The sequence below is a fragment of the Rhodococcus sp. D-46 genome (assembly GCF_011290655.1).
Classification (GTDB): Bacteria; Actinomycetota; Actinomycetes; order Mycobacteriales; family Mycobacteriaceae; genus Rhodococcus_F; species Rhodococcus_F qingshengii.
Map to the genome: position 1 here is coordinate 1 of NZ_JAANTF010000004.1, position 16703 is coordinate 16703.

Sequence of the window (16703 nt, forward strand, 5' to 3'; positions counted from 1 at the left end):
TTCTTGCCGAACTTCCTGTCACCGGTGATCTGGACGCCGGGATGCTCGTCAATGCATTTCACCGACCCGAGGTGAACCAGGCAGTCGGGATGATCGCGATCCAACTTCGTGTCTCGGTCGAAGAGTCGCTTTCTCGGCTTCGAGCCGCCGCGTACTCCTCGGGGAGGCCGATCTGGGAGATCGCCGCAGATGTCGTGAATAGGCGGATCCGATTCGCACACGGTGGTGAGGACGGATGACATCTGATTCGGAAAGATCGCGCAATGTCTCTGCAGTACTTGACGATGGGAGCCCAGGATGAACACCCCCGCAATACAATTGAGCATTGCCGAGGTGACTCATCTTCTCACCACCGACTTCGATTCCCTGCGTGTACTCGAGACGATCGTTGAGCGATCGAGACAGAATCTGAGCGGTGTGTGGTGCGTCCTCGTGGTGCGAAACGGGGAGCAAGGTTATCTCGATGTGTTGGTGGAGTCGGCAAATGCCGAGTTCGTTCCCGACCGGACTCTTGCCATATCGGGTCCGGCTGCGCTGAGCGCTGAGAGTGGAGCGGTTGTGATGGTCGACAGCTTCAAAGACGTGGGGGAGCGGTGGCGGAAATTCGGTCGCTCAGGACTCGAACATGGGCTGGGCGGGTGCCGCTGCTTTCCGATGAGGTTGGGTCGGACATCGCTCGGATCACTCGTGGTCTTTACTCACGATTCGTGGCACAGCGCTGAGCGTAGTAATGCATACGGGCAGTCGATGGCAGATTTGGCCGCTCTGACTCTGTCCACGGACAGTCGTCAGGATCGTCATTCGCAGGTGGTGACGGCGGTCAAGAAGCTGATCGCGGTCCGCGGCGACGTGGAACAGGCAGTCGGCATGATCGCCGAACTCGACGGTATTTCGATCGAACTCGCAACTGCACGGTTGGCGGAGAACGCGCGGCGACGAGGGATCAGCGCCGGGGCGTACTCGTCGTTGGTGTTGGCGAACCCGGATGCCCGGTGAGGTAGAGCCTCCTAGGTGGTACGAGCATGAAGTGATCCTTACCGGGAGGTTTTCGTATCGTATGCACTCTCGGATCCGGTCGTGCAGTCGTTCTCGAAAGAGCTGTTAGACAACGTATTCGGATACAGAGATGCCTCGGGTCGGCAGGGCGTTCCCTGCCCGGTTGGTGTAGTGCACCGGCGGACAGGGAATTTCAGCGTTCGTCGTCGAGGGGGGCGGGTGTCGATTGTTCGAGCAGATCTCCCTCGGGCGTCGGCCATGGGGTGTCGAGTTCAGTGGTGAGGGCTTCGAGGTCGACGGCATCCACTGCATTCGGGTCGGCTGGGATGGTTTGTTCGAGGTAGTCGGTGTCGGGTGTCGCGTCGAGGGCTGAGCGAATGCGGTTGTCTTCCATGGCGGTGGTCCTTTCTCTGTCGGGCGATCACGGACGTTTCTCTGTGTCGTGTGTGTTTTTCCGGCGTAGGTGGGCGTTGTCTGCGCGTAGCCGGGTGTTGTCGCGGCGTAGTAGGGCGGTGCTGTCTTCGAGTTCGAGGACTCGTTTGATGCCGACGAGGTTGATGCCGTCGGCGATGAGTTCTGTGATGCGGCCCAGACGGGTGAGGTCCTCGTCGTTGTAGCGGCGGGTACCGCCGCGGGTGCGGGCGGGGGTGATCAGGCCGTACTGTTCGTAGAGTCGCAGTGTGCCGGCGGTGAATCCGGAGAGCTCCGATGTCACCGAGATCGCGTACAGGCCAGGGGGTTCGGCGATAGCGGGGTTGCGCGCCATGATGGTCCTCCCATCAAAGAAATTTCGATATCTGCGGGCAAGCTCTTGATCCGATGTGTGTTTGATGATATACCAAATCTACAGCATCTACTGTAGAAGTTCGGTGGATGCGGTGGTGGTAGTCAGTGAACGGTTCCAGTGACTTTTCCTGGAGGTGACCGAAAATGTTGATGCGCACCGATCCTTTCCGTGATCTTGACCGCCTGACCCGACAGCTGTTGGGTACTGCGTCGCAGCCGGCGGTGATGCCGATGGATGCATGGCAGGAAGGTGAGCAGTTCGTCGTCGAGTTCGATCTTCCCGGCATGGACCCGGATTCACTCGACCTCGATGTGGACCGCAACGTGGTGACGGTGCACGCCGAGCGGCCGGTTCGCGCCGGCGAGGCGGAGATGATTGCGGCTGAGCGCCCGCGCGGGGTATTCAGTCGTCAACTGTTCCTGGGCGAGAACCTCGACACCGACAATATCGAGGCCGGCTACGACGCTGGGGTGCTGAGGTTGACGATCCCGCTCGCGGAGCGGGCCAAGCCCCGCAAGATCGAGATCAGCAGCGCCGGGAACAGCAACGGGAGCAGCAAGGAGGTGGGCCACAAGCAGGAGAGCAAGCAGATCGATGCGTGAACAGCACGCCGGAACAGTCCGCAGTCCACAACAGCAGGTTTCGAGAGGGTGCAGCGACAATGACTGGGGTCGATGACGTCGAGATCGACCGCATCGCCGAGGACGAGCGTGAAGTAGCCGGCAGGGGTCGGCGCGGCGACTCGGAGTGGGAGAGGCTGGGTATCCACCTCTGGCACGAACTGGAATATGCTGCCGTGGTAGAGGATTCGGATCGGATTCTCGCCGATGCGCTCACTCCGGCGGCGTGGGTGTTGCTCACCCGGATTGCCGGCTGCACCCTCGACCCCGGCTTGGTGGCCCCGCCGATCATGATGTCCCGGTATACGTATCGGGTTCCGGTGATGCGGCCGCGGGCGACCCAACGCTCCCCTCCACAGGGTTAGGGGCGTGGGCGGGTTTCTCGTTGCCCGGCCCTCGACGGCGCAGCGGGGGACCCTCGGGTGTGAGGACTTGCGGGCAGGGTCCGCGGGTTCTTGTGCGGTGGTTGCCGAGACGCTCACACACTGTGACGTCTTCTGCGAATACCCGGTAGGTAGTGGGTACAGGCCTTGGACGGTGAAGAGTGCGAGAAGTGTGACCGGCTCGGCAATCACCTTTTCCGGCGCGCAGCGTGAACGCACACCGTGCAGAGTTTCGTCCGAACACAATGTCTACGAGTTATTTTCGACAAACGGTGAGGTCGCGTGATGGAACGGTACAGGTTCACGTTCGCGGACGGATCGAGCGCCGAGGAGTTCTTCGATTCGGATAACGAGGCGATCGTGGCGGCGACGGCAGCCAACGGCGGCAGCAGTGGGGGATTGCATGTCCAGCGCTACGACCACCTCGGGGCGTTGTTGCCCACGAAACTGCCTCCCGGCGGGCACCGCGGCACATGGTGCCCGAAGATCGGCATGCCGAGCCCGGCGCTGGTGGGGGAGTCGACGGTCGATCCGACGTCGAAGCTGTGAAGGGTTTACAGGACCGTAGGCGGGGTAACAGGTGGTCAGAGGACATGAAGGAGTACTCGCATGGATGTCGATGACCTCGATGTGGTGGTGTGGCCGGAATCCGAGGAACGTGAAGCGTGGTGGCGTCAGGTCGTCACAGGGGGCAGCGCGGGTGCCGCGACGTCGACGATGACACCGAATCGGAGTATCGAGGACGCCTCTTCTCGGATTCTGCACGCTGCGTAGATTCGTCGAGGCTCGCCCAGACTGCCGTATGAGTCTGGTTCACCGTGCGTTGGGACTGACTGACCCCACACGGTTGCCAGAGGGGAGATCGTGATGATCAATGTTGCAGTGCTGGTGATCGTGTTGTGTATAGGGTTGGCTGTCGTTGCGCGCCTGGACTTCCGGGAGCGCTGATCGGCTGGGTGTGGCGGATCCGAACTTCCGGTATGCGGCGGTGACGGTTTCGGGATGCAGCACCGCACTTGACTCACAACCGAACAACCTTTCGCCGGTTGAGGGATGCCTGTCGCAGCGTTCGGGGATAGGAGGCGCGGCGGTGCGTCGCCCGTTTGTTTCGGTGCGGTTGGCGACACCAAAAAGTGTTGGAGTGCCGTTTGTTCGGGTCAGGTGTCCACCGTCGTGAGTGACAGAGTGCGGGTGAGGGCCTGTGTGCGACTCACCGAACCGTTCGCCGCGTGGGGTAGTTACCGAGGGGCCGGCGGGCTGAAACATCGGCGGATGGTGTATTCGGATGCGTGATGCGTCAGCATCCGCGGTCTAATGGTGGTTGCGTGGGTGCTGTGGTTCGTCGGGTTGTTTCTCGGGGCGGCCGAGATGCAGCTGGTGTGCGAAGAGAAGTGGGTAGCAGCACCACAATGTGATTGCCAGAAGTACGGCGCAGCCGCCGGCGATCAGGCCTGTGCTTTTGTTGACGACTACATCGAAAGTCAGGGTGAGAACGCCAGTCAGTGCGCCGCCGAGTAGGAGAAGGCCGGTGACGGCGAATCGTTGACCCTGCTCGACGAGGACGGGGAGGGCGTGACGCCTGAAGAGTAGGCGGTGCATGGCGACAGGTGATACGAGCACGATCGTCGCTGCCGTAGACATTGCCAGCGTGATCAGATACAAGTCCTTCTCGAAAGCTTGCAGATCCGAGAAGCGTTGTTGGAAGGGCAATGTCAGGAGGAAGCCGGTGAGGATCTGCATGCCGGTCTGGACTACCCGGAGCTCTTGGAGGATGTGGGACCAGTTGCGGTCGAGACGTTGGGTGGGTGTCTCGTGGCGGACGCGATAGTTCCATTCTGAATCGGCGCGTGGCGGTGCAGTGGCCTCGGGACGCGGTTCGGGGCGTGGGCGTTGCGGCCGGGCTCCGTCGCCGGTTGGTGCGTGTCCGGTGCTCATCTGGGTGAGCTACCCGCTCAGCGCATGCGGGAAACAGGCTTCCCCGTGCCACGCGCAGGGCTGGGCACCTGCCACGTGAAGGGTAGGCAGTGATTCCTGTGGTGAGTTGTTCGTTGGGATCGTCGTGTGGTTGAGGTAGCGGGTTTTCGCAAGCTGCCCGTATGGGGGCGTTGCTCTGGTACTCCTATGGGAGAGCCCCCAGATGATGGGTGTGCGCAGAGCCGAAGAAAGCCATCATGACGCCGCCTCCGCAGGACCCAATTCGTATGGTCCAGACCCGCATCAGCCTTACGGGCAATCGCCTCAACAGCCCTACGGTTCAGCAGCCACGCCAGGGGTATCCGCCGCAGTACGGGTCAGCAGTACCCGCCGAAGAATAAGCGCACATGGCCGTGGACCAAGGAGGTCACGGTGACGGGACTGGTGAAGATTGCGACGGTGACCGCCAGTAACGGGTTCGATGACGACGGGGCGATCACGTGCGCGTTCATTGTCGACGGAAGGTGTTGACGGAGAACACCTCCAATGGTGCCGGTGCATCCGCCTCGTGCACCGAATCCGATTTCGACACGAAATAGCCTAGGCAGGACTGGGGAAGCGCCGAGTGGGCTTGGAACACGTAGTGACTGCTCCGTGTCGGTCGCACGATCCGGAATGGTGGTTTTCTTCGGCGCGTGAGGAGCTGTCGAGGGCGATGTCATTGTGTCGCAGTTGTTCCCATATGTCGGAGTGTTTGGCGGGCGCCCTTGCTCGTGGGGAAGCGGCGGGGGTGTGGGGTGGCCGCTACCTGGTGGAGGGCGGATCACTGCTCTGCCAGGTCCACGGCTTCCCTTTCGCGGGAGGGTCCGGTTGTCCGCGGCCCGGAGCAGAGATGACGAGGAAAGTGCATAGAGTCTGGTCACGACAAAGAACCGTGTGGCCACCCAGAGCTACGGGCGCGGCGGAATTGTTCGGATGCTTCCAACTCGGCGACTGTCGTCATGTAGGGGGTCGTGCTGCGCGGGCGGCTTCGCGGAGGAAGGGATCGGGGTCCGTCGACGTAGCTGAGCACTGTGATCTGCGAGCACGGCGGGTTGAGTCTGTCAAAGATCTCGAACAGTTCCCCTACCTCGCTGACGGTTGGTATTGCCGACATTCCCTATTGGGCGAGAGGATCGAAAACAAGCGGAACAGCACTGTACGCGAAGCGACTGCCCTCGGTTTCTAAGATAGGCCGGGGGGCAGCCTCTGTGTTCCAACGGTTGTATCAACTGATCTCGACACCTCCGCAGAACGTGACGGACAGCCATTTGACGAAGGCTGCGAAGGCCGATGGCGCACTCTAGATGCATGACGGCGACGAAAATCGTGCGGCGGATTCCACTCCCCACGCCCACGCTTCCGAAGTAGTTGCCGTGCAGCAGTTCACGCCCGGGTTTACCCGCGAGCGGGTGCCTGCGCCTTCAGACGTGCGTCATCCTGAGTCGGCGCCGAAGCCTCGACGAATTCGCGGTCCGGTCGAATGAAGATCGGAAGGGTTTTATGCTTCGTCGAGGCGAATCTGGTCGGGGCGTTCGACGTTGCCGCGCCAAGCGCCGGTTTCGTGTCCGCGGGACTCGATGAACTCCTTGAAGTTCTTCATGTCCGTTTTGACGCGATGAGTGAGGATTCCGAGTTTGTCCGGCGACGTTCTCGACGAAGCCGTCGGGGTCGATGTCCATCGTCTGGCACCTGTTCTCCGACGACCAGACCACCTTCCACGACCTCGGCCCCGACCTACACCCGCCACATCAACCCGGACACCAAGAAACGCAACCACATCCGTCAACTCGAAGCCCTCGGCTGCACCGTCACCCTCACCCCGGCCGCCTGACCCGCACAACACCACCACGACCTTCCCGGCTCCGCTACGTGCCGCCGGGACAACGCACGTGCCGGCACCGCAGGCACGTCACCCCATTTTCGGATTAGATGCCGCCGTGAGGCGCAGCGTTTGCGCGGCCGGACCGGCGCAGCGCTACAGTGCGACAGTGGGAACATCGTGGCCGCGCCCGAGCGTGCGCATCTCGGCGCTCATCCGGCTGGTGGCCGAGCACATGCTCGCTGCAGCCGACACCGCTGCGGAAGAGGTGACGGCGGCAGCACACGAGTCAGCGGATTACCGCGCGGTGCTCGACGATCCGCAGCTCGTGGAGGCGGACCGCCGGATGAACAGGACCAACATGCTGCACTGGTTGTCCGCGAACATGCAGGATCCCGGCATGCGGGTTCCGCCGAGCATGGATCCGGAGATCCTGCAGTTCGCGCGGGACGTCGTGCGCCGCGGACTGGACCTGCACGACCTAGGTTCCTGGCGCGGCGCTCAGCACGGCGCGTGGTCGATGTGGGTCGACGGCTGCTTCGCCGCCACCACCGACCTCGACGAACTCCGGGAACTGATAAAGGTGTCTGAGCGCTCGATGGCGACATTCATCGACGATTCGATCGCCGCGCTCGACGAGTTCGTGGAGAGGGAGCGCGTCGATCTCGCCAAGGGGGCGAACGCCGAACGACACGCCACGGTCCAGTTGCTGCTCGAAGGCGCGCCGATCGGTCGCGCGAGGGCGGAATCGCGTCTCGGCTACGCGTTGACGGGGGACCACGTGGCCGCGATCATCTGGAGCGATTCGGCAGACGAGGCGGCGGGCCTCGACACCGCTGCGGAGGCAGTGATGCGGATGTGCGGTGCCGGGCGCCGGCTCACCCTCAACGCGAGTACCACCGCCCTGTGGGTGTGGGTCTCGGCGCACGTGGTCCCTCCGACCGAGGTCGCCGAACGGATCGTCGCCGAAACACCGGGGATCCACCTCGCCTTCGGACGCCCGGGACAGGACCTCGAAGGTTTTCGTCGCAGCCACCTCGACGCGGCGTCCGCGCAGCGGATGCTGGCCCGGTTGGGCTCGAACCGGATCGTCGTGCGCTACGAGGACGTCGCGTTGGTCTCGGTTCTCACCGCCGACATGGCGCAGGCCGATCAGTTCGTCACCGACACGCTGGGCGACCTGGCCATCGCCGACCCGGCGCTGCGCGAGACGGTGCTTACCTACATCCAGGAGCGGTTCAACGGCTCCGCCGCCGCCGAGCGCCTGTTCACGCACAGGAACACCGTCGAGCGGAGGCTGGCGCGAGCCGACCAACTCCTGCCTGTGCCGCTCGCCGAGAGCGCCGCGAGCGTCGTCGCCGCGCTCATGCTCGTGCAGCTGCGCGACTGACACCCGCGGCGTCCCGACCGGGCCGTCTCGCCCCGGCTTACCCCGCCACGGCGACGATCCTCGCCTGGGCCGCGAACCCGAGATCGCCGAGGCCGGCGTCCACAGCGGCGGTGAGGTTCTCGATGGCGGCGGTGAACACGCGCGCCCGGATTCCGGATTCCGGCTTCGGCTTCCGCCATGATGGCGGCGGCCCCGTCGAGGCCCTGCGCGTACGTCGCGATCGTCGCCTGGTCCGTCGCGAAGTCGTCGCCGTCGATCGCGGCCGTGGCGGTCTCCGCCTGGGTCGATGCGAACACCGCCGGCGTGAGGTTGTCGAGCAGGGACCGATCGACACCCTGACCGAGCACATAGGTCGCCGCCTCGACGTACGCGCTGACCGCGGGCACCAGGAACATGCCGACGAGTCCCGCGTTCAGGACGCTCGCGGTCCTGACCTCCGGCGACACCCACACCGACATTGGAGTCAGGGCCGTGAGCGTCTCGCCGTGTGCGGCCCACGCGGTTTCGGATCCGGAGTAGAGGATCGCCGCCGCCTCGGTGCCGATGCCGGCGGGATAGCCGAGGCTCGAGCCATCCAGGTAGTCGGTGCCGCGTCCACTGGCCCACTCTGCGAACGAGTCGACCTCCACCGGCGTGCCGCTGCCCACGTTGACGAGCGTGGCGCCGGTCCAGCCCGGCACGTCCCGCAGGACGGCGAGCGCATCGTCGTAGGTGGACAGGCAGGCCGGCACGAGCGGTGCGGCGCCGACGGCGTCGGCGACCTCCTGCACGGGTGTGATCGCTTCGCTCGCCAGCGCCTCGGCCTGGCGTGTGTACGGTTCCACACGGCGACGCTGTGGCCGGCGCCGGCCAGTGTGCGTGCGAGTGCGGCCTCGACCGCTGCAGCCGAGCACCGTGACGTCATGAGTGGTGTTCTTGTCCATCGGTGTTCCTCCTCTTCGTTCGAGTTCGGTCACGGCCTACATCGGAAGGTCCGGCGAGTCCACGCCGACCACACGGTCGCCGCAGAACACCCGGATCGACTCGGCCGGACCGTGCCCGCCGATGCCAGACGGACCCCAGAAGCTCTGCGCGGAGTCGTCGCCGAGGTCGGCGACCTTCGCGCCATTGACGCGGATCTCGCCGGACTTGATCCGGGCGCCGACTGCGATCGCGCGGTCGGTGTCGGTGCCGAAGACGTACGCGTCCAGGCCCGACGGGTGCGCGTTCGCCGCCCGCAGCGCCTCCTCTTCGGAGTCCACGCCGTGCAGCGAGACGACCGGCCCGAACAGTTCCGCCGTCGTGCGGGCGGGGTCGGAACCGGTGGCGACCGTGGGGGACAGGAAGAACCCTGCCAGCGCGGGCCGCTCGCCCGGCTGGTCGATCTCGGCCCCGAGCGCGCGCAGGCCGTCGATCCGCTTTCGCAGCGTGCGGAAGTGCGGCTCGTTGGAGATCGGCCCGATGTCGGTGGCCTCGTCCAGCGAGTGCCCGATCCGCAGCTTCGCGATGCGCTCTCCCAGCGCCTCGCGGAGCGGCTGGACCAGGTGCTGCGGCGCGAGCACCTTGCCCGGGCCCTCGCACCACTGGCCGTTGAGGTTCGTTATGCCCGTGATGATCCCGTCCGCGGTCACGCCGAGGTCGGCGTCGTCGAGCACGATCACCGGGTTGTTGCCGCCCAGCTCCAGCTGCAGGACCTTGAAGTCCTCCGCCGCCGCCCGGGCGATCGCTCGGCCCGCGCCCGGGCCGCCCGTGAACGAGACCACCTGGACACGGCGGTCGCCCGTCAGCGCGGCGCCGATGTCGCCGGGGCCGTGCACGAGCTGGAGGGCCCCGTCGGGCAGGCCGGCGTCGACGAAGCACTCGGCGATCACCTGCGCGCTGGCGGGCGCGTGCTCGGACGGCTTGAGCAGCACCGGGCAGCCGGCGGCGATCGCGCTCGCGACCTTCGCCGCCGGGATGAAGCTGGGGCCGTTCCACGGGGTGAGGATCGCCGCGGGACCCCACGGGATCCGGTACAGCCGAACGTCGCGGCCGCCCGCGGGGAGAGCGGTGACGCGGGCGATGTTCCGCGCCTCGGCGGCGGCGCCGCGCAGGCGGTGCGGGAGGAACGCCGCGATCTTGCGGGTGGCGCCGATCGCCGTGCCGCTGGTGAGCGCGTCGAGCCGCGCGATCTCCCCGAGCCGCTGCTCGACGTTCGCCGCCGCCCGCTCCAGCGCCTCGGCGCGTTCGATCCGGACGTCGTCGGCGGTAAAATCCGTCGCGTCGTAGACGCGCTGCGCGAGGTCCAGCGCCCGGTCCAGATCGGCCTGGGTGGTGGTCACCGCGCGGTGCACGGGCTCGCCGGTGTTCGGGTCGACGTTCCAGGTGTCGAGCGTCTCGCACTCGACCCACTCCCCGGCGATGTAGCTGCGGGGCTGGGCGAGGGTGGTGGTTTCGGTGGTCACTGGGTCACCTCGGTCTCGGAACTGGTGGGCATGGCGACGACGATCCGCGTGACGTCGCCCGATTTCATGGCCTCGAAGCCCTCGTTGATCTCCTCGAACGGAATGACGTCCGTGACCATCTCGTCGAGCAGCAGTCGGCCCTGCTGGTACAGGCGGGCGAACTGCCCGATGTCCTCGCGTGCCTGGCCGGAGCCCATGTACGAGCCGATCAGGCGCTTCTCGCTGAAGAAGAAGTCGGAGGCGGGGACGGGCACGTCGGTCCCGTCGGGTGCGATGCCCACCAGGCACGCGGTGCCGGTGGCCCGCACGATCGCGAGCGCCGTCGCGGCGGTGCGTGCCGAGCCGACGGCCTCGAAGGCGTAGTCCACCCCGTCGCCGAGCAGCTCGGTGATGTCGGCCCGCACCTCGCCCGCACCGTTGATGGTGTGCGTGGCGCCGTACTCGTGCGCGGCCTTGAGCCGGGCGTCGTCGAGGTCGATGCCGACGATCGCCGAGGCGCCCGCGAGCCGCGCGCCCTGGATGATGGCCGAACCGACTCCGCCGCAGCCGATCACCGCGACGGTGGAACCCGGGCGCACCTGCGCCCCGCGGAACACCGCGCCGACGCCGGTCACGATGCAGCAGGACAGCAGGCAGCCGACGCGGGTGGGCACGTCGTCGGGCAGCTTCACCGCGGCGTTCGCGCGGAGCAGGATGTGCTCGGAGAACGCGCCCACGTCGCCGAGGCGCGCGACGGGCGTCCCGTCGGGCAGCGCGTACGCGGGCCGGGGGCGGCGCCGGATCTCCGCCTGCCGCTGGCACTGGGTGGAGCGGCCGGCGTTGCAGTTCGCGCAGTGTCCGCACGACGGGGTCAGCGCGCCGGTCACGCGGTCGCCGGGCTTCAGGTCGGTGACGGCCGAGCCGATTGACTCGACGATGCCCGCCACCTCGTGCCCGACGACGACCGGGACCTCGGATTCGACGGTTCCGGTCATATAGTGCAGGTCACTGTGGCACAGCCCCACGTGGGTGGCGGCGACCCGCACCTCGTGCGGCTCGGGATCATCGACACGGATGTCGGTCAGGTGCAGGGGCCGGCCCACCTCGGTGAGCACGGCGGCGCGGGTGATGATCATCGGTTCGCTACGTTCGCGGTGGCGGGTGTGCGTGCGTCCCAGAAGCCCTGGACGCCGGCGGTGAGCGCGCCGCTGTTCCAGGACTCGTCGGCCGCGGCGTCCTCGCGCTCGAAGGCGCGCTCGATCTCCTCGATTGACGGCCGCAGTAGCTCCAGGTGCAGGGCGGTGTTGTTGACGCCCTCGGGGGTCCACGCGTGCACGGTGTCGATGGCGCGGTCCAGCAGTGCTTCCGGCTCAACGATCTCGTCGAGCAGGCCGATGGTCAGCGCCTCGTCGGCGCGGACGCGCTCGGAGGCCAGGACCATGCGCATCGCGTGGCCGCGGACGATGCGGGGCAGGAGGATGCTGGACGCGTTGGAGATGGTCAGGCCGCGTCCGTTCTCGGGCTGGTAGTACTCCGTCCGGGGCGTGCCCAGTCGGGCGTCGCAGCACAGCGTGATCTCCGACGCACCGCCCACGGCGATGCCGTTGATCGCCGCGATCACGGGCACCCGGGTCTCGATCACGGCGCGGGTCACGTCGTGGAAGCTCTCGAAGCTCTCCCGCATCTCCTCGAACGATGTGGGCGCGGCGGCGAGGTCCTCGCCCGCGCTGAACGCGCGTCCGGTCCCCGTCAGCACTACGCCCCTGGCCTTGTCGCCGGTGCCGTACTCGCGGATCAGCGCGGAAAGGCGCCGGCGCATCGGCGCGGTGAGAGCGTTGAGCTTCTCGGGGCGGCGCAGCGTGATGACGGCGACCTCCCGGGTCACCTCGACAAGCACGTTCTCGGTCGCCTGGTCGGTGTTATCCATGTGAAATCTCCTTGGTCGACGGTGCTGACGCGCGCAGGTCATGGACGGTGCCGGGAGCCTGCGCGGCGCGGGCCTTGAGTGCGGGTTTGGATACCCGCTCGGACGGGGTGCGCGGGAAGTCCGCGACGAATTCGACGTAGCGCGGAACCTTGAATCGGGCGAGGTGCTCCGCGACGCGGGCGACGATCGCCTCGGCCATCGAACGGTCCGCGGGGACATCCACCGCGAGCTGCACGAAGGCCTTGACCTCCTCGCCGAGCACGTCGTCCAGTTCGGCGACCACGGCGGTCGCGACCACGGCCTCGTCGCGCTCGAGCGCGGCCTCCACCTCCGCGGCGGCCACGTTCTCCCCGCCGCGCCGCACCATGTCCTTCAGGCGGCCGACGAGGCGGATCCCGCCGTGCTCGTCCTTGACGGCGACGTCACCGGTGTGGAGGCGGCCGTCGCGCAGGGTCCTCTCGGTCTCCTCGGGGCGGTTCCAGTAGCCGAGCATCATCGGCGTTCCGGCCACGGTCAGCTCGCCCGGTGTCCCGGCCGGGACCTCGGCATCGTCGGCGTCCACGATCCGGACCTGCTTGGTGGGGACGGGATGTCCGAGGGTTCCGCTGCCGACGGCGGCGGTGTCCGCGAACGGGCTGAACAGGTCGATCCCGCTTTCCGTCATGCCGTAGAGCTCGCGCCAGGGTGCGCCCCAGCGCTCCTCCAGCGCGGCGTGCAGCGCCACGGGGATCGCGGAGCAGAACACGCCGCGCAGCCGGTTGTCCCGGTCCTCCGGGCCGGGCGGCTGCTTGAACAGCAGCGTGGGCATCGATCCGAGCACATAGCAGAACGTCGCGCCGTGGCGGCGCACGTCGCGCATGAATCCGGACGCCGAGAACTTCGGCAGCACCACCAGCGGAGCGCCGGTCGTCAACGCCAGCACGGCGTTCCACTGCGGGTCCATATACGAGAAGGGCTGGGCAGTCAGCAGCACGTCGTCGGTACCGAGGCCGGCCGCTCCGGCGCAGGTCCACCCGATCCGGGTCCAGTAGTCGTGCGTGAGCATGCACGCCTTCGGGAAACCGGTGGTGCCCGACGTGTACTGCAGGTTGGACAGGGTGTCCGGGCGGATGTCCACGGCGGGGGCGGTCGACGGGTGTTCTGTGCCGGTAGTCTCCGCGATGTCGACGACGCCGACGCCGGCGACCGCCGGATCGCTCGCGATCACCTCCCGTACCAGCGGAAGGTGGTCCGCATCGGTCGCGATCACGCGGGTGCCGGAGTCCTCCAGCACGAACCGCAGGTCGGTCGCGCGGTAGGCGGAGTTGACCGGCACGGCGACCGCGCCGGCCTTGAGCACGGCGAACCAGGTGAGCGGCCAGCCGGCGACGTTGGGCAGCATGATCGCAACCCTGTCTCCAGGGACGATGCCGTGGTCCGAGATCAGCAGGTGCGCGAGCCGCGACGACGCCGCATCGGCCTGCTCGTACGTCCACGACTCGCCGCCGAACCGCAGCAACTCCGCGCCCGGCGTGCGGGCGGCACCGTCGGCCAGAAGTCCGGTGACGGTGCCGATCCGCGGGGCGTCGCCGAACTCGCTCGGATCGACGGCGACCCGCCGCCCGGCGTCGTCGGTGTGCGAGGTGATTGTCACTGCCAGGCCTCCTGTCGGCTCTTCGATTCGTCGACGATCCAGCTCATCGCCGGGTCGTCGCTGTCCATCCACTCGGGGTGCCACTGCACGCCGAGGATCGGTGCGCCGAGCATCTCGACGGCCTCGACGACACCGTCGGACGTCCGGCCCGTGACGATCAGGCCGTCGCCGCATCGGTCGACGGCCTGGTGATGCCACGAGTTCGTGGTCATGGTGGGGCCGAAGACCCGCGCCGCGGTCGAGCCCGGCTCGAACCGCACCACGTGGACGGCGTCGCCGTCGGTGGGCGCGGACTGCGGGGACAGGTGCGGGATCGGCCCCGCGGGAAGGTCGGCGATCAGCGTGCCCCCGAGCGCGGTGTTGAGCACCTGCAGGCCGCGGCACACTCCCAGCACGGGGATCCCGCGGTCTATGGCCGCACGGGTGAGGGCGAACTCGTACTCGTCGCGTTCCGGATCGTGCGCGTTGGTGTCGGTGCGCGGGTCCACGTCGCGCACGACGGAGGTGTCGCCGCCCCAGCGGGAGGGATGGACGTCCTGCCCGCCGGTGATCACCACGCCCGACAGCCACTCGCTGGCGTCGTCGGGGGCGGCGTCGTAGGGCAGATGCACCGGCACGCCGCCGGCCTGCGCGATGCGGGTCGCGAACGCGGACATGAACGAGTCCATGCACGCCTTGCCGTACCGGGGGTCGGATCCGGCGATCAGGCTCAGTTCGAAACGGCGGCCGGTGATCCCGATCAGTGGCCGGCGGCTCATGAGAACTCGAAGTAGCGTCGGGATTCCCACTCGGAGAGTTCGGTGTACGGGTCGCCGCCCTTGGTGTGGAACTCCATCCACTCCCAGCGGCGCGACGCCGTCCAGAAGTCGACGAACTCGTCGCCGAGATATTCGCGGAGGATCTCGTCTGCGTCGAGCGCGGCGATCGCCTTGGTGATGGAGTCGGGGATGCGCGCGACGCCGCAGTAGTCGGGCAGGCACCACGCCATATCGTCGACCTGGGGCGGGGCCTGCATCTTCCGCTCGATGCCCGCGATGACACCCGCGAGGACGCCGGCCAGCGCGTAGTACGGATTCACGTCCGATCCGGGCACGCGGTACTCGAGGCGCGAGTAATTCGGGTGACCGGCGATGGCACGCAGCGCCGCGGTCTTGTTGTTCACGCCCCACGAGATGGTGGTCGGCGGCCCCGACACATCCACCAGGCGCCGGTACGAGGTGATCTGCGGCAGCGCGAGCAGCGTGTTGCCGGCCATCGTCGCCATGAGTCCGCCCACCGCCTGCAGCATCACCTCGGACGGACCGTCGGGCGAGTAGAACTGGTTCACGCCGTCGCGCTGCAGCGACAGGTTGATGTGCGCGCCCTGCCCGAAACCGGCGGTCGGTTTGGCCATGAAAGTGACCGAACAACCTTTCTCGCAGGCGATCTCGCGCATGACCTGCTTGGTCCGCACCCACGCGTCGGCGAGCGCCAGCGGCTCGGTGGGGGCGATGTTCAGCTCCGTCTGGCCGGGCGCGGCCTCGTCGGTCCACGCCTCCCAGACGATGCCGAGCTGGTCCAGTCGGTCGGTGACGGCCTCCATGTAGTCGATCCAGTCGGCGGACCGGGCGAGGCAGTAGGTGGAGCCGGTGTCGCCGCCCAGCGGAGTCAGGCCGCGGTATCCGCGGGCCCGGGCCTCCTGGATCGACTCCTCGAACAGCGTGGTCTCGATCTCCACCGCGACGGTGGCGGTGTAGCCCAGCGCCGCGAGCCGGTCGATCAGCAGGCGGACCATGTTCCGCGGGCAGATCGGCACGGGGCGGCCGTCCTTCAGCCAGAAGTCGCCGATCACGGAATCGACGCCGGGCTTCCACCGCACCAGCGTGCTCATGTCGGGGATCATCGAGATGTCGTAGAGGTTGCCGCGCCAGTCGGGGTAGGCGTCGCCGAAAACGATGTCGGTACCCATGTCGATCGCGAACAGGATGTCGGCGAACGCGAAGCCGGATTCCCGGCCCGACGCGAATTTCGCCGGTGTCACGTTCTTGCCCATGAAGCTGCCGTCGTGGTTGGTGGCCTCGAGGCGGAAGGCCTTGGCGGGGGCGTTCACTACGGGTGCGGCGAGATCAGACATCGAATCGAACCTTCCAGGAGGCGGCGGTCATGACGGACAGTTGCGAGAGAGTCCCCTGCACGCGCAGGCCGTGCTCCAGGGCGGAGAGCAGGTAGTCGGCTCCGGTGAACACGCCGGCCAGCTGATCCGCGCTGCCGACGATGCGGTAGGTGTCCGGGCCCGCGCCGAAGTGGGCCTCCTCGGGGCCGTCCGGACCCAGCGCCACCGCGACCAGGACGTCCGGTATTCCGCGGATTCCGCGGGTGAGGTCCCAGAACCGCGCGGCCGCGTCGCGCCACGCCGGCGGCTGCGGGTACAGCGCCTGCCGCACAGCTTCGGCCAGCAGGGGATCGCCGTCGGAGGCGACGACGGCCACGCGGGAGTCGAGGTCGACGACGAGCGCGGCGTCCGTGCCGCCGGTCACGCCACCGGTGACGGTCGCGGCACCGTCGCCCACGACGACGGTGGCGGCCTGGGGGGTGTTGTGCGACCGTACGGCGACGGAGCCCGAGAGGCGCTCGAGCGCATCGACGGCGTGTCCGGTCCGGAACGAGTCCCGCAGGGTGCGGCCGAGCAGCCGGACGATCGGCGTCGCATCGTCGTCGATGACGACCCGGGCGTCGCCCGTGTCGTCGATGACGACCCGGGCGTCGCCCGTGACCGGGGCAGGAGGGCTGGTAGTGGTTTGCATGGCGTGT

At 67.2% G+C, this 16703-nt stretch carries 17 protein-coding genes and 1 pseudogene; 7 read left to right on the plus strand and 11 right to left on the minus strand.

What is annotated here, in order from left to right; translation table 11 throughout:
* Together G9U53_RS10730 and G9U53_RS10735 are read left to right on the plus strand one after the other, a co-directional pair.
* On the plus strand, nt 1–239 hold a 239-nt coding region (locus G9U53_RS10730), incomplete at its 5' end, for an ANTAR domain-containing protein (RefSeq protein WP_165638672.1).
* Between the two features lie 94 nt (nt 240–333).
* A complete protein-coding gene (locus G9U53_RS10735) occupies nt 334–996 on the plus strand; it encodes a hypothetical protein (protein ID WP_054781735.1) in 663 nt (220 codons plus the stop codon).
* Nucleotides 997–1189: 193 nt separating this feature from the next.
* Here G9U53_RS10735 and G9U53_RS10740 read toward each other — a convergent pair whose 3' ends face one another.
* Both G9U53_RS10740 and G9U53_RS10745 read right to left on the minus strand, forming a co-directional pair.
* On the minus strand, nt 1190–1390 hold the full coding sequence (locus tag G9U53_RS10740; RefSeq protein ID WP_054781736.1) for a hypothetical protein: 201 nt from the start codon (nt 1388–1390) through the stop codon (nt 1190–1192).
* 27 nt (nt 1391–1417) lie between these two features.
* Nucleotides 1418–1762, minus strand: a complete 345-nt coding sequence (locus G9U53_RS10745; RefSeq protein WP_054781737.1) for a MerR family transcriptional regulator — start codon at nt 1760–1762, stop codon at nt 1418–1420.
* Nucleotides 1763–1926: 164 nt separating this feature from the next.
* Here G9U53_RS10745 and G9U53_RS10750 point away from each other — a divergent pair, with 164 nt between their 5' ends.
* The 4 genes from G9U53_RS10750 to G9U53_RS10765 all read left to right on the plus strand — a co-directional run bounded on the left by G9U53_RS10750 (nt 1927) and on the right by G9U53_RS10765 (nt 3560).
* Entirely contained in the window at nt 1927–2385 is a 459-nt protein-coding gene (locus G9U53_RS10750; RefSeq protein ID WP_054781738.1) for an Hsp20 family protein, read from the plus strand.
* Between the two features lie 59 nt (nt 2386–2444).
* On the plus strand, nt 2445–2768 hold the full coding sequence (locus tag G9U53_RS10755; RefSeq protein ID WP_232330095.1) for a hypothetical protein: 324 nt from the start codon (nt 2445–2447) through the stop codon (nt 2766–2768).
* A 303-nt stretch (nt 2769–3071) separates the two neighbouring features.
* On the plus strand, nt 3072–3335 hold the full coding sequence (locus G9U53_RS10760) for a hypothetical protein (protein WP_165638673.1): 264 nt from the start codon (nt 3072–3074) through the stop codon (nt 3333–3335).
* A 60-nt stretch (nt 3336–3395) separates the two neighbouring features.
* Nucleotides 3396–3560 (plus strand): hypothetical protein, encoded by a 165-nt coding sequence (locus tag G9U53_RS10765; protein ID WP_156423042.1) that lies wholly within the window; start codon nt 3396–3398, stop codon nt 3558–3560.
* A 537-nt stretch (nt 3561–4097) separates the two neighbouring features.
* On the opposite strand, the gene G9U53_RS10770 is transcribed toward G9U53_RS10765, so the two are convergent.
* Together G9U53_RS10770 and G9U53_RS10780 are read right to left on the minus strand one after the other, a co-directional pair.
* Nucleotides 4098–4721, minus strand: a complete 624-nt coding sequence (locus G9U53_RS10770; protein WP_223304630.1) for a DUF6328 family protein — start codon at nt 4719–4721, stop codon at nt 4098–4100.
* Nucleotides 4722–6240: 1519 nt separating this feature from the next.
* Nucleotides 6241–6421: pseudogene (locus G9U53_RS10780) on the minus strand (cyclase); the annotation flags it as partial.
* Between the two features lie 309 nt (nt 6422–6730).
* Here G9U53_RS10780 and G9U53_RS10785 point away from each other — a divergent pair.
* Nucleotides 6731–7951: a helix-turn-helix domain-containing protein gene (locus G9U53_RS10785; RefSeq protein WP_058037007.1), complete on the plus strand. Its 1221-nt coding sequence runs from the start codon at nt 6731–6733 to the stop codon at nt 7949–7951.
* Between the two features lie 959 nt (nt 7952–8910).
* On the opposite strand, the gene G9U53_RS10790 is transcribed toward G9U53_RS10785, so the two are convergent.
* Genes G9U53_RS10790 through G9U53_RS10815 form a run of 7 tightly spaced genes read right to left on the minus strand, consistent with a single transcriptional unit; the run spans nt 8911 to nt 16696 of the window.
* Complete coding sequence (locus tag G9U53_RS10790; RefSeq protein ID WP_058036962.1) at nt 8911–10374, minus strand: aldehyde dehydrogenase; 1464 nt, start codon at nt 10372–10374, stop codon at nt 8911–8913.
* Nucleotides 10371–11489, minus strand: a complete 1119-nt coding sequence (locus G9U53_RS10795; RefSeq protein WP_058036963.1) for a Zn-dependent alcohol dehydrogenase — start codon at nt 11487–11489, stop codon at nt 10371–10373. Before G9U53_RS10795 ends, G9U53_RS10790 begins: the two co-directional genes overlap by 4 nt.
* Nucleotides 11486–12280, minus strand: a complete 795-nt coding sequence (locus G9U53_RS33295; RefSeq protein WP_058036964.1) for an enoyl-CoA hydratase/isomerase family protein — start codon at nt 12278–12280, stop codon at nt 11486–11488. The genes G9U53_RS10795 and G9U53_RS33295 overlap by 4 nt, the downstream gene beginning before the upstream one ends.
* Entirely contained in the window at nt 12273–13913 is a 1641-nt protein-coding gene (locus tag G9U53_RS33300; RefSeq protein WP_058036965.1) for an AMP-binding protein, read from the minus strand. Before G9U53_RS33300 ends, G9U53_RS33295 begins: the two co-directional genes overlap by 8 nt.
* Nucleotides 13910–14671 (minus strand): gamma-glutamyl-gamma-aminobutyrate hydrolase family protein, encoded by a 762-nt coding sequence (locus G9U53_RS10805; protein ID WP_058036966.1) that lies wholly within the window; start codon nt 14669–14671, stop codon nt 13910–13912. The genes G9U53_RS33300 and G9U53_RS10805 overlap by 4 nt, the downstream gene beginning before the upstream one ends.
* Nucleotides 14668–16026, minus strand: coding sequence for a glutamine synthetase (locus G9U53_RS10810; RefSeq protein ID WP_058036967.1), 1359 nt, complete (start codon nt 16024–16026; stop codon nt 14668–14670). The genes G9U53_RS10805 and G9U53_RS10810 overlap by 4 nt, the downstream gene beginning before the upstream one ends.
* On the minus strand, nt 16019–16696 hold the full coding sequence (locus G9U53_RS10815; protein WP_242692521.1) for a hypothetical protein: 678 nt from the start codon (nt 16694–16696) through the stop codon (nt 16019–16021). Before G9U53_RS10815 ends, G9U53_RS10810 begins: the two co-directional genes overlap by 8 nt.
* Between the last annotated feature and the right edge of the window lie 7 nt (nt 16697–16703).

Excerpts from the sequence above, each read along its gene's own strand:
- G9U53_RS10740 (WP_054781736.1), bottom strand. The coding sequence starts at position 1,390 with ATGGAAGACAACCGCATTCGCTCAGCCCTCGACGCGACACCCGACACC.
- G9U53_RS10745 (WP_054781737.1), bottom strand. The coding sequence starts at position 1,762 with ATGGCGCGCAACCCCGCTATCGCCGAACCCCCTGGCCTGTACGCGATC.
- G9U53_RS10750 (WP_054781738.1), top strand. The coding sequence starts at position 1,927 with ATGTTGATGCGCACCGATCCTTTCCGTGATCTTGACCGCCTGACCCGA.
- G9U53_RS10755 (WP_232330095.1), top strand. The coding sequence starts at position 2,445 with ATGACTGGGGTCGATGACGTCGAGATCGACCGCATCGCCGAGGACGAG.
- G9U53_RS10760 (WP_165638673.1), top strand. The coding sequence starts at position 3,072 with ATGGAACGGTACAGGTTCACGTTCGCGGACGGATCGAGCGCCGAGGAG.
- G9U53_RS10765 (WP_156423042.1), top strand. The coding sequence starts at position 3,396 with ATGGATGTCGATGACCTCGATGTGGTGGTGTGGCCGGAATCCGAGGAA.
- G9U53_RS10770 (WP_223304630.1), bottom strand. The coding sequence starts at position 4,721 with ATGAGCACCGGACACGCACCAACCGGCGACGGAGCCCGGCCGCAACGC.
- G9U53_RS10795 (WP_058036963.1), bottom strand. The coding sequence starts at position 11,489 with ATGATCATCACCCGCGCCGCCGTGCTCACCGAGGTGGGCCGGCCCCTG.
- G9U53_RS33295 (WP_058036964.1), bottom strand. The coding sequence starts at position 12,280 with ATGGATAACACCGACCAGGCGACCGAGAACGTGCTTGTCGAGGTGACC.
- G9U53_RS10805 (WP_058036966.1), bottom strand. The coding sequence starts at position 14,671 with ATGAGCCGCCGGCCACTGATCGGGATCACCGGCCGCCGTTTCGAACTG.
- G9U53_RS10810 (WP_058036967.1), bottom strand. The coding sequence starts at position 16,026 with ATGTCTGATCTCGCCGCACCCGTAGTGAACGCCCCCGCCAAGGCCTTC.
- G9U53_RS10815 (WP_242692521.1), bottom strand. The coding sequence starts at position 16,696 with ATGCAAACCACTACCAGCCCTCCTGCCCCGGTCACGGGCGACGCCCGG.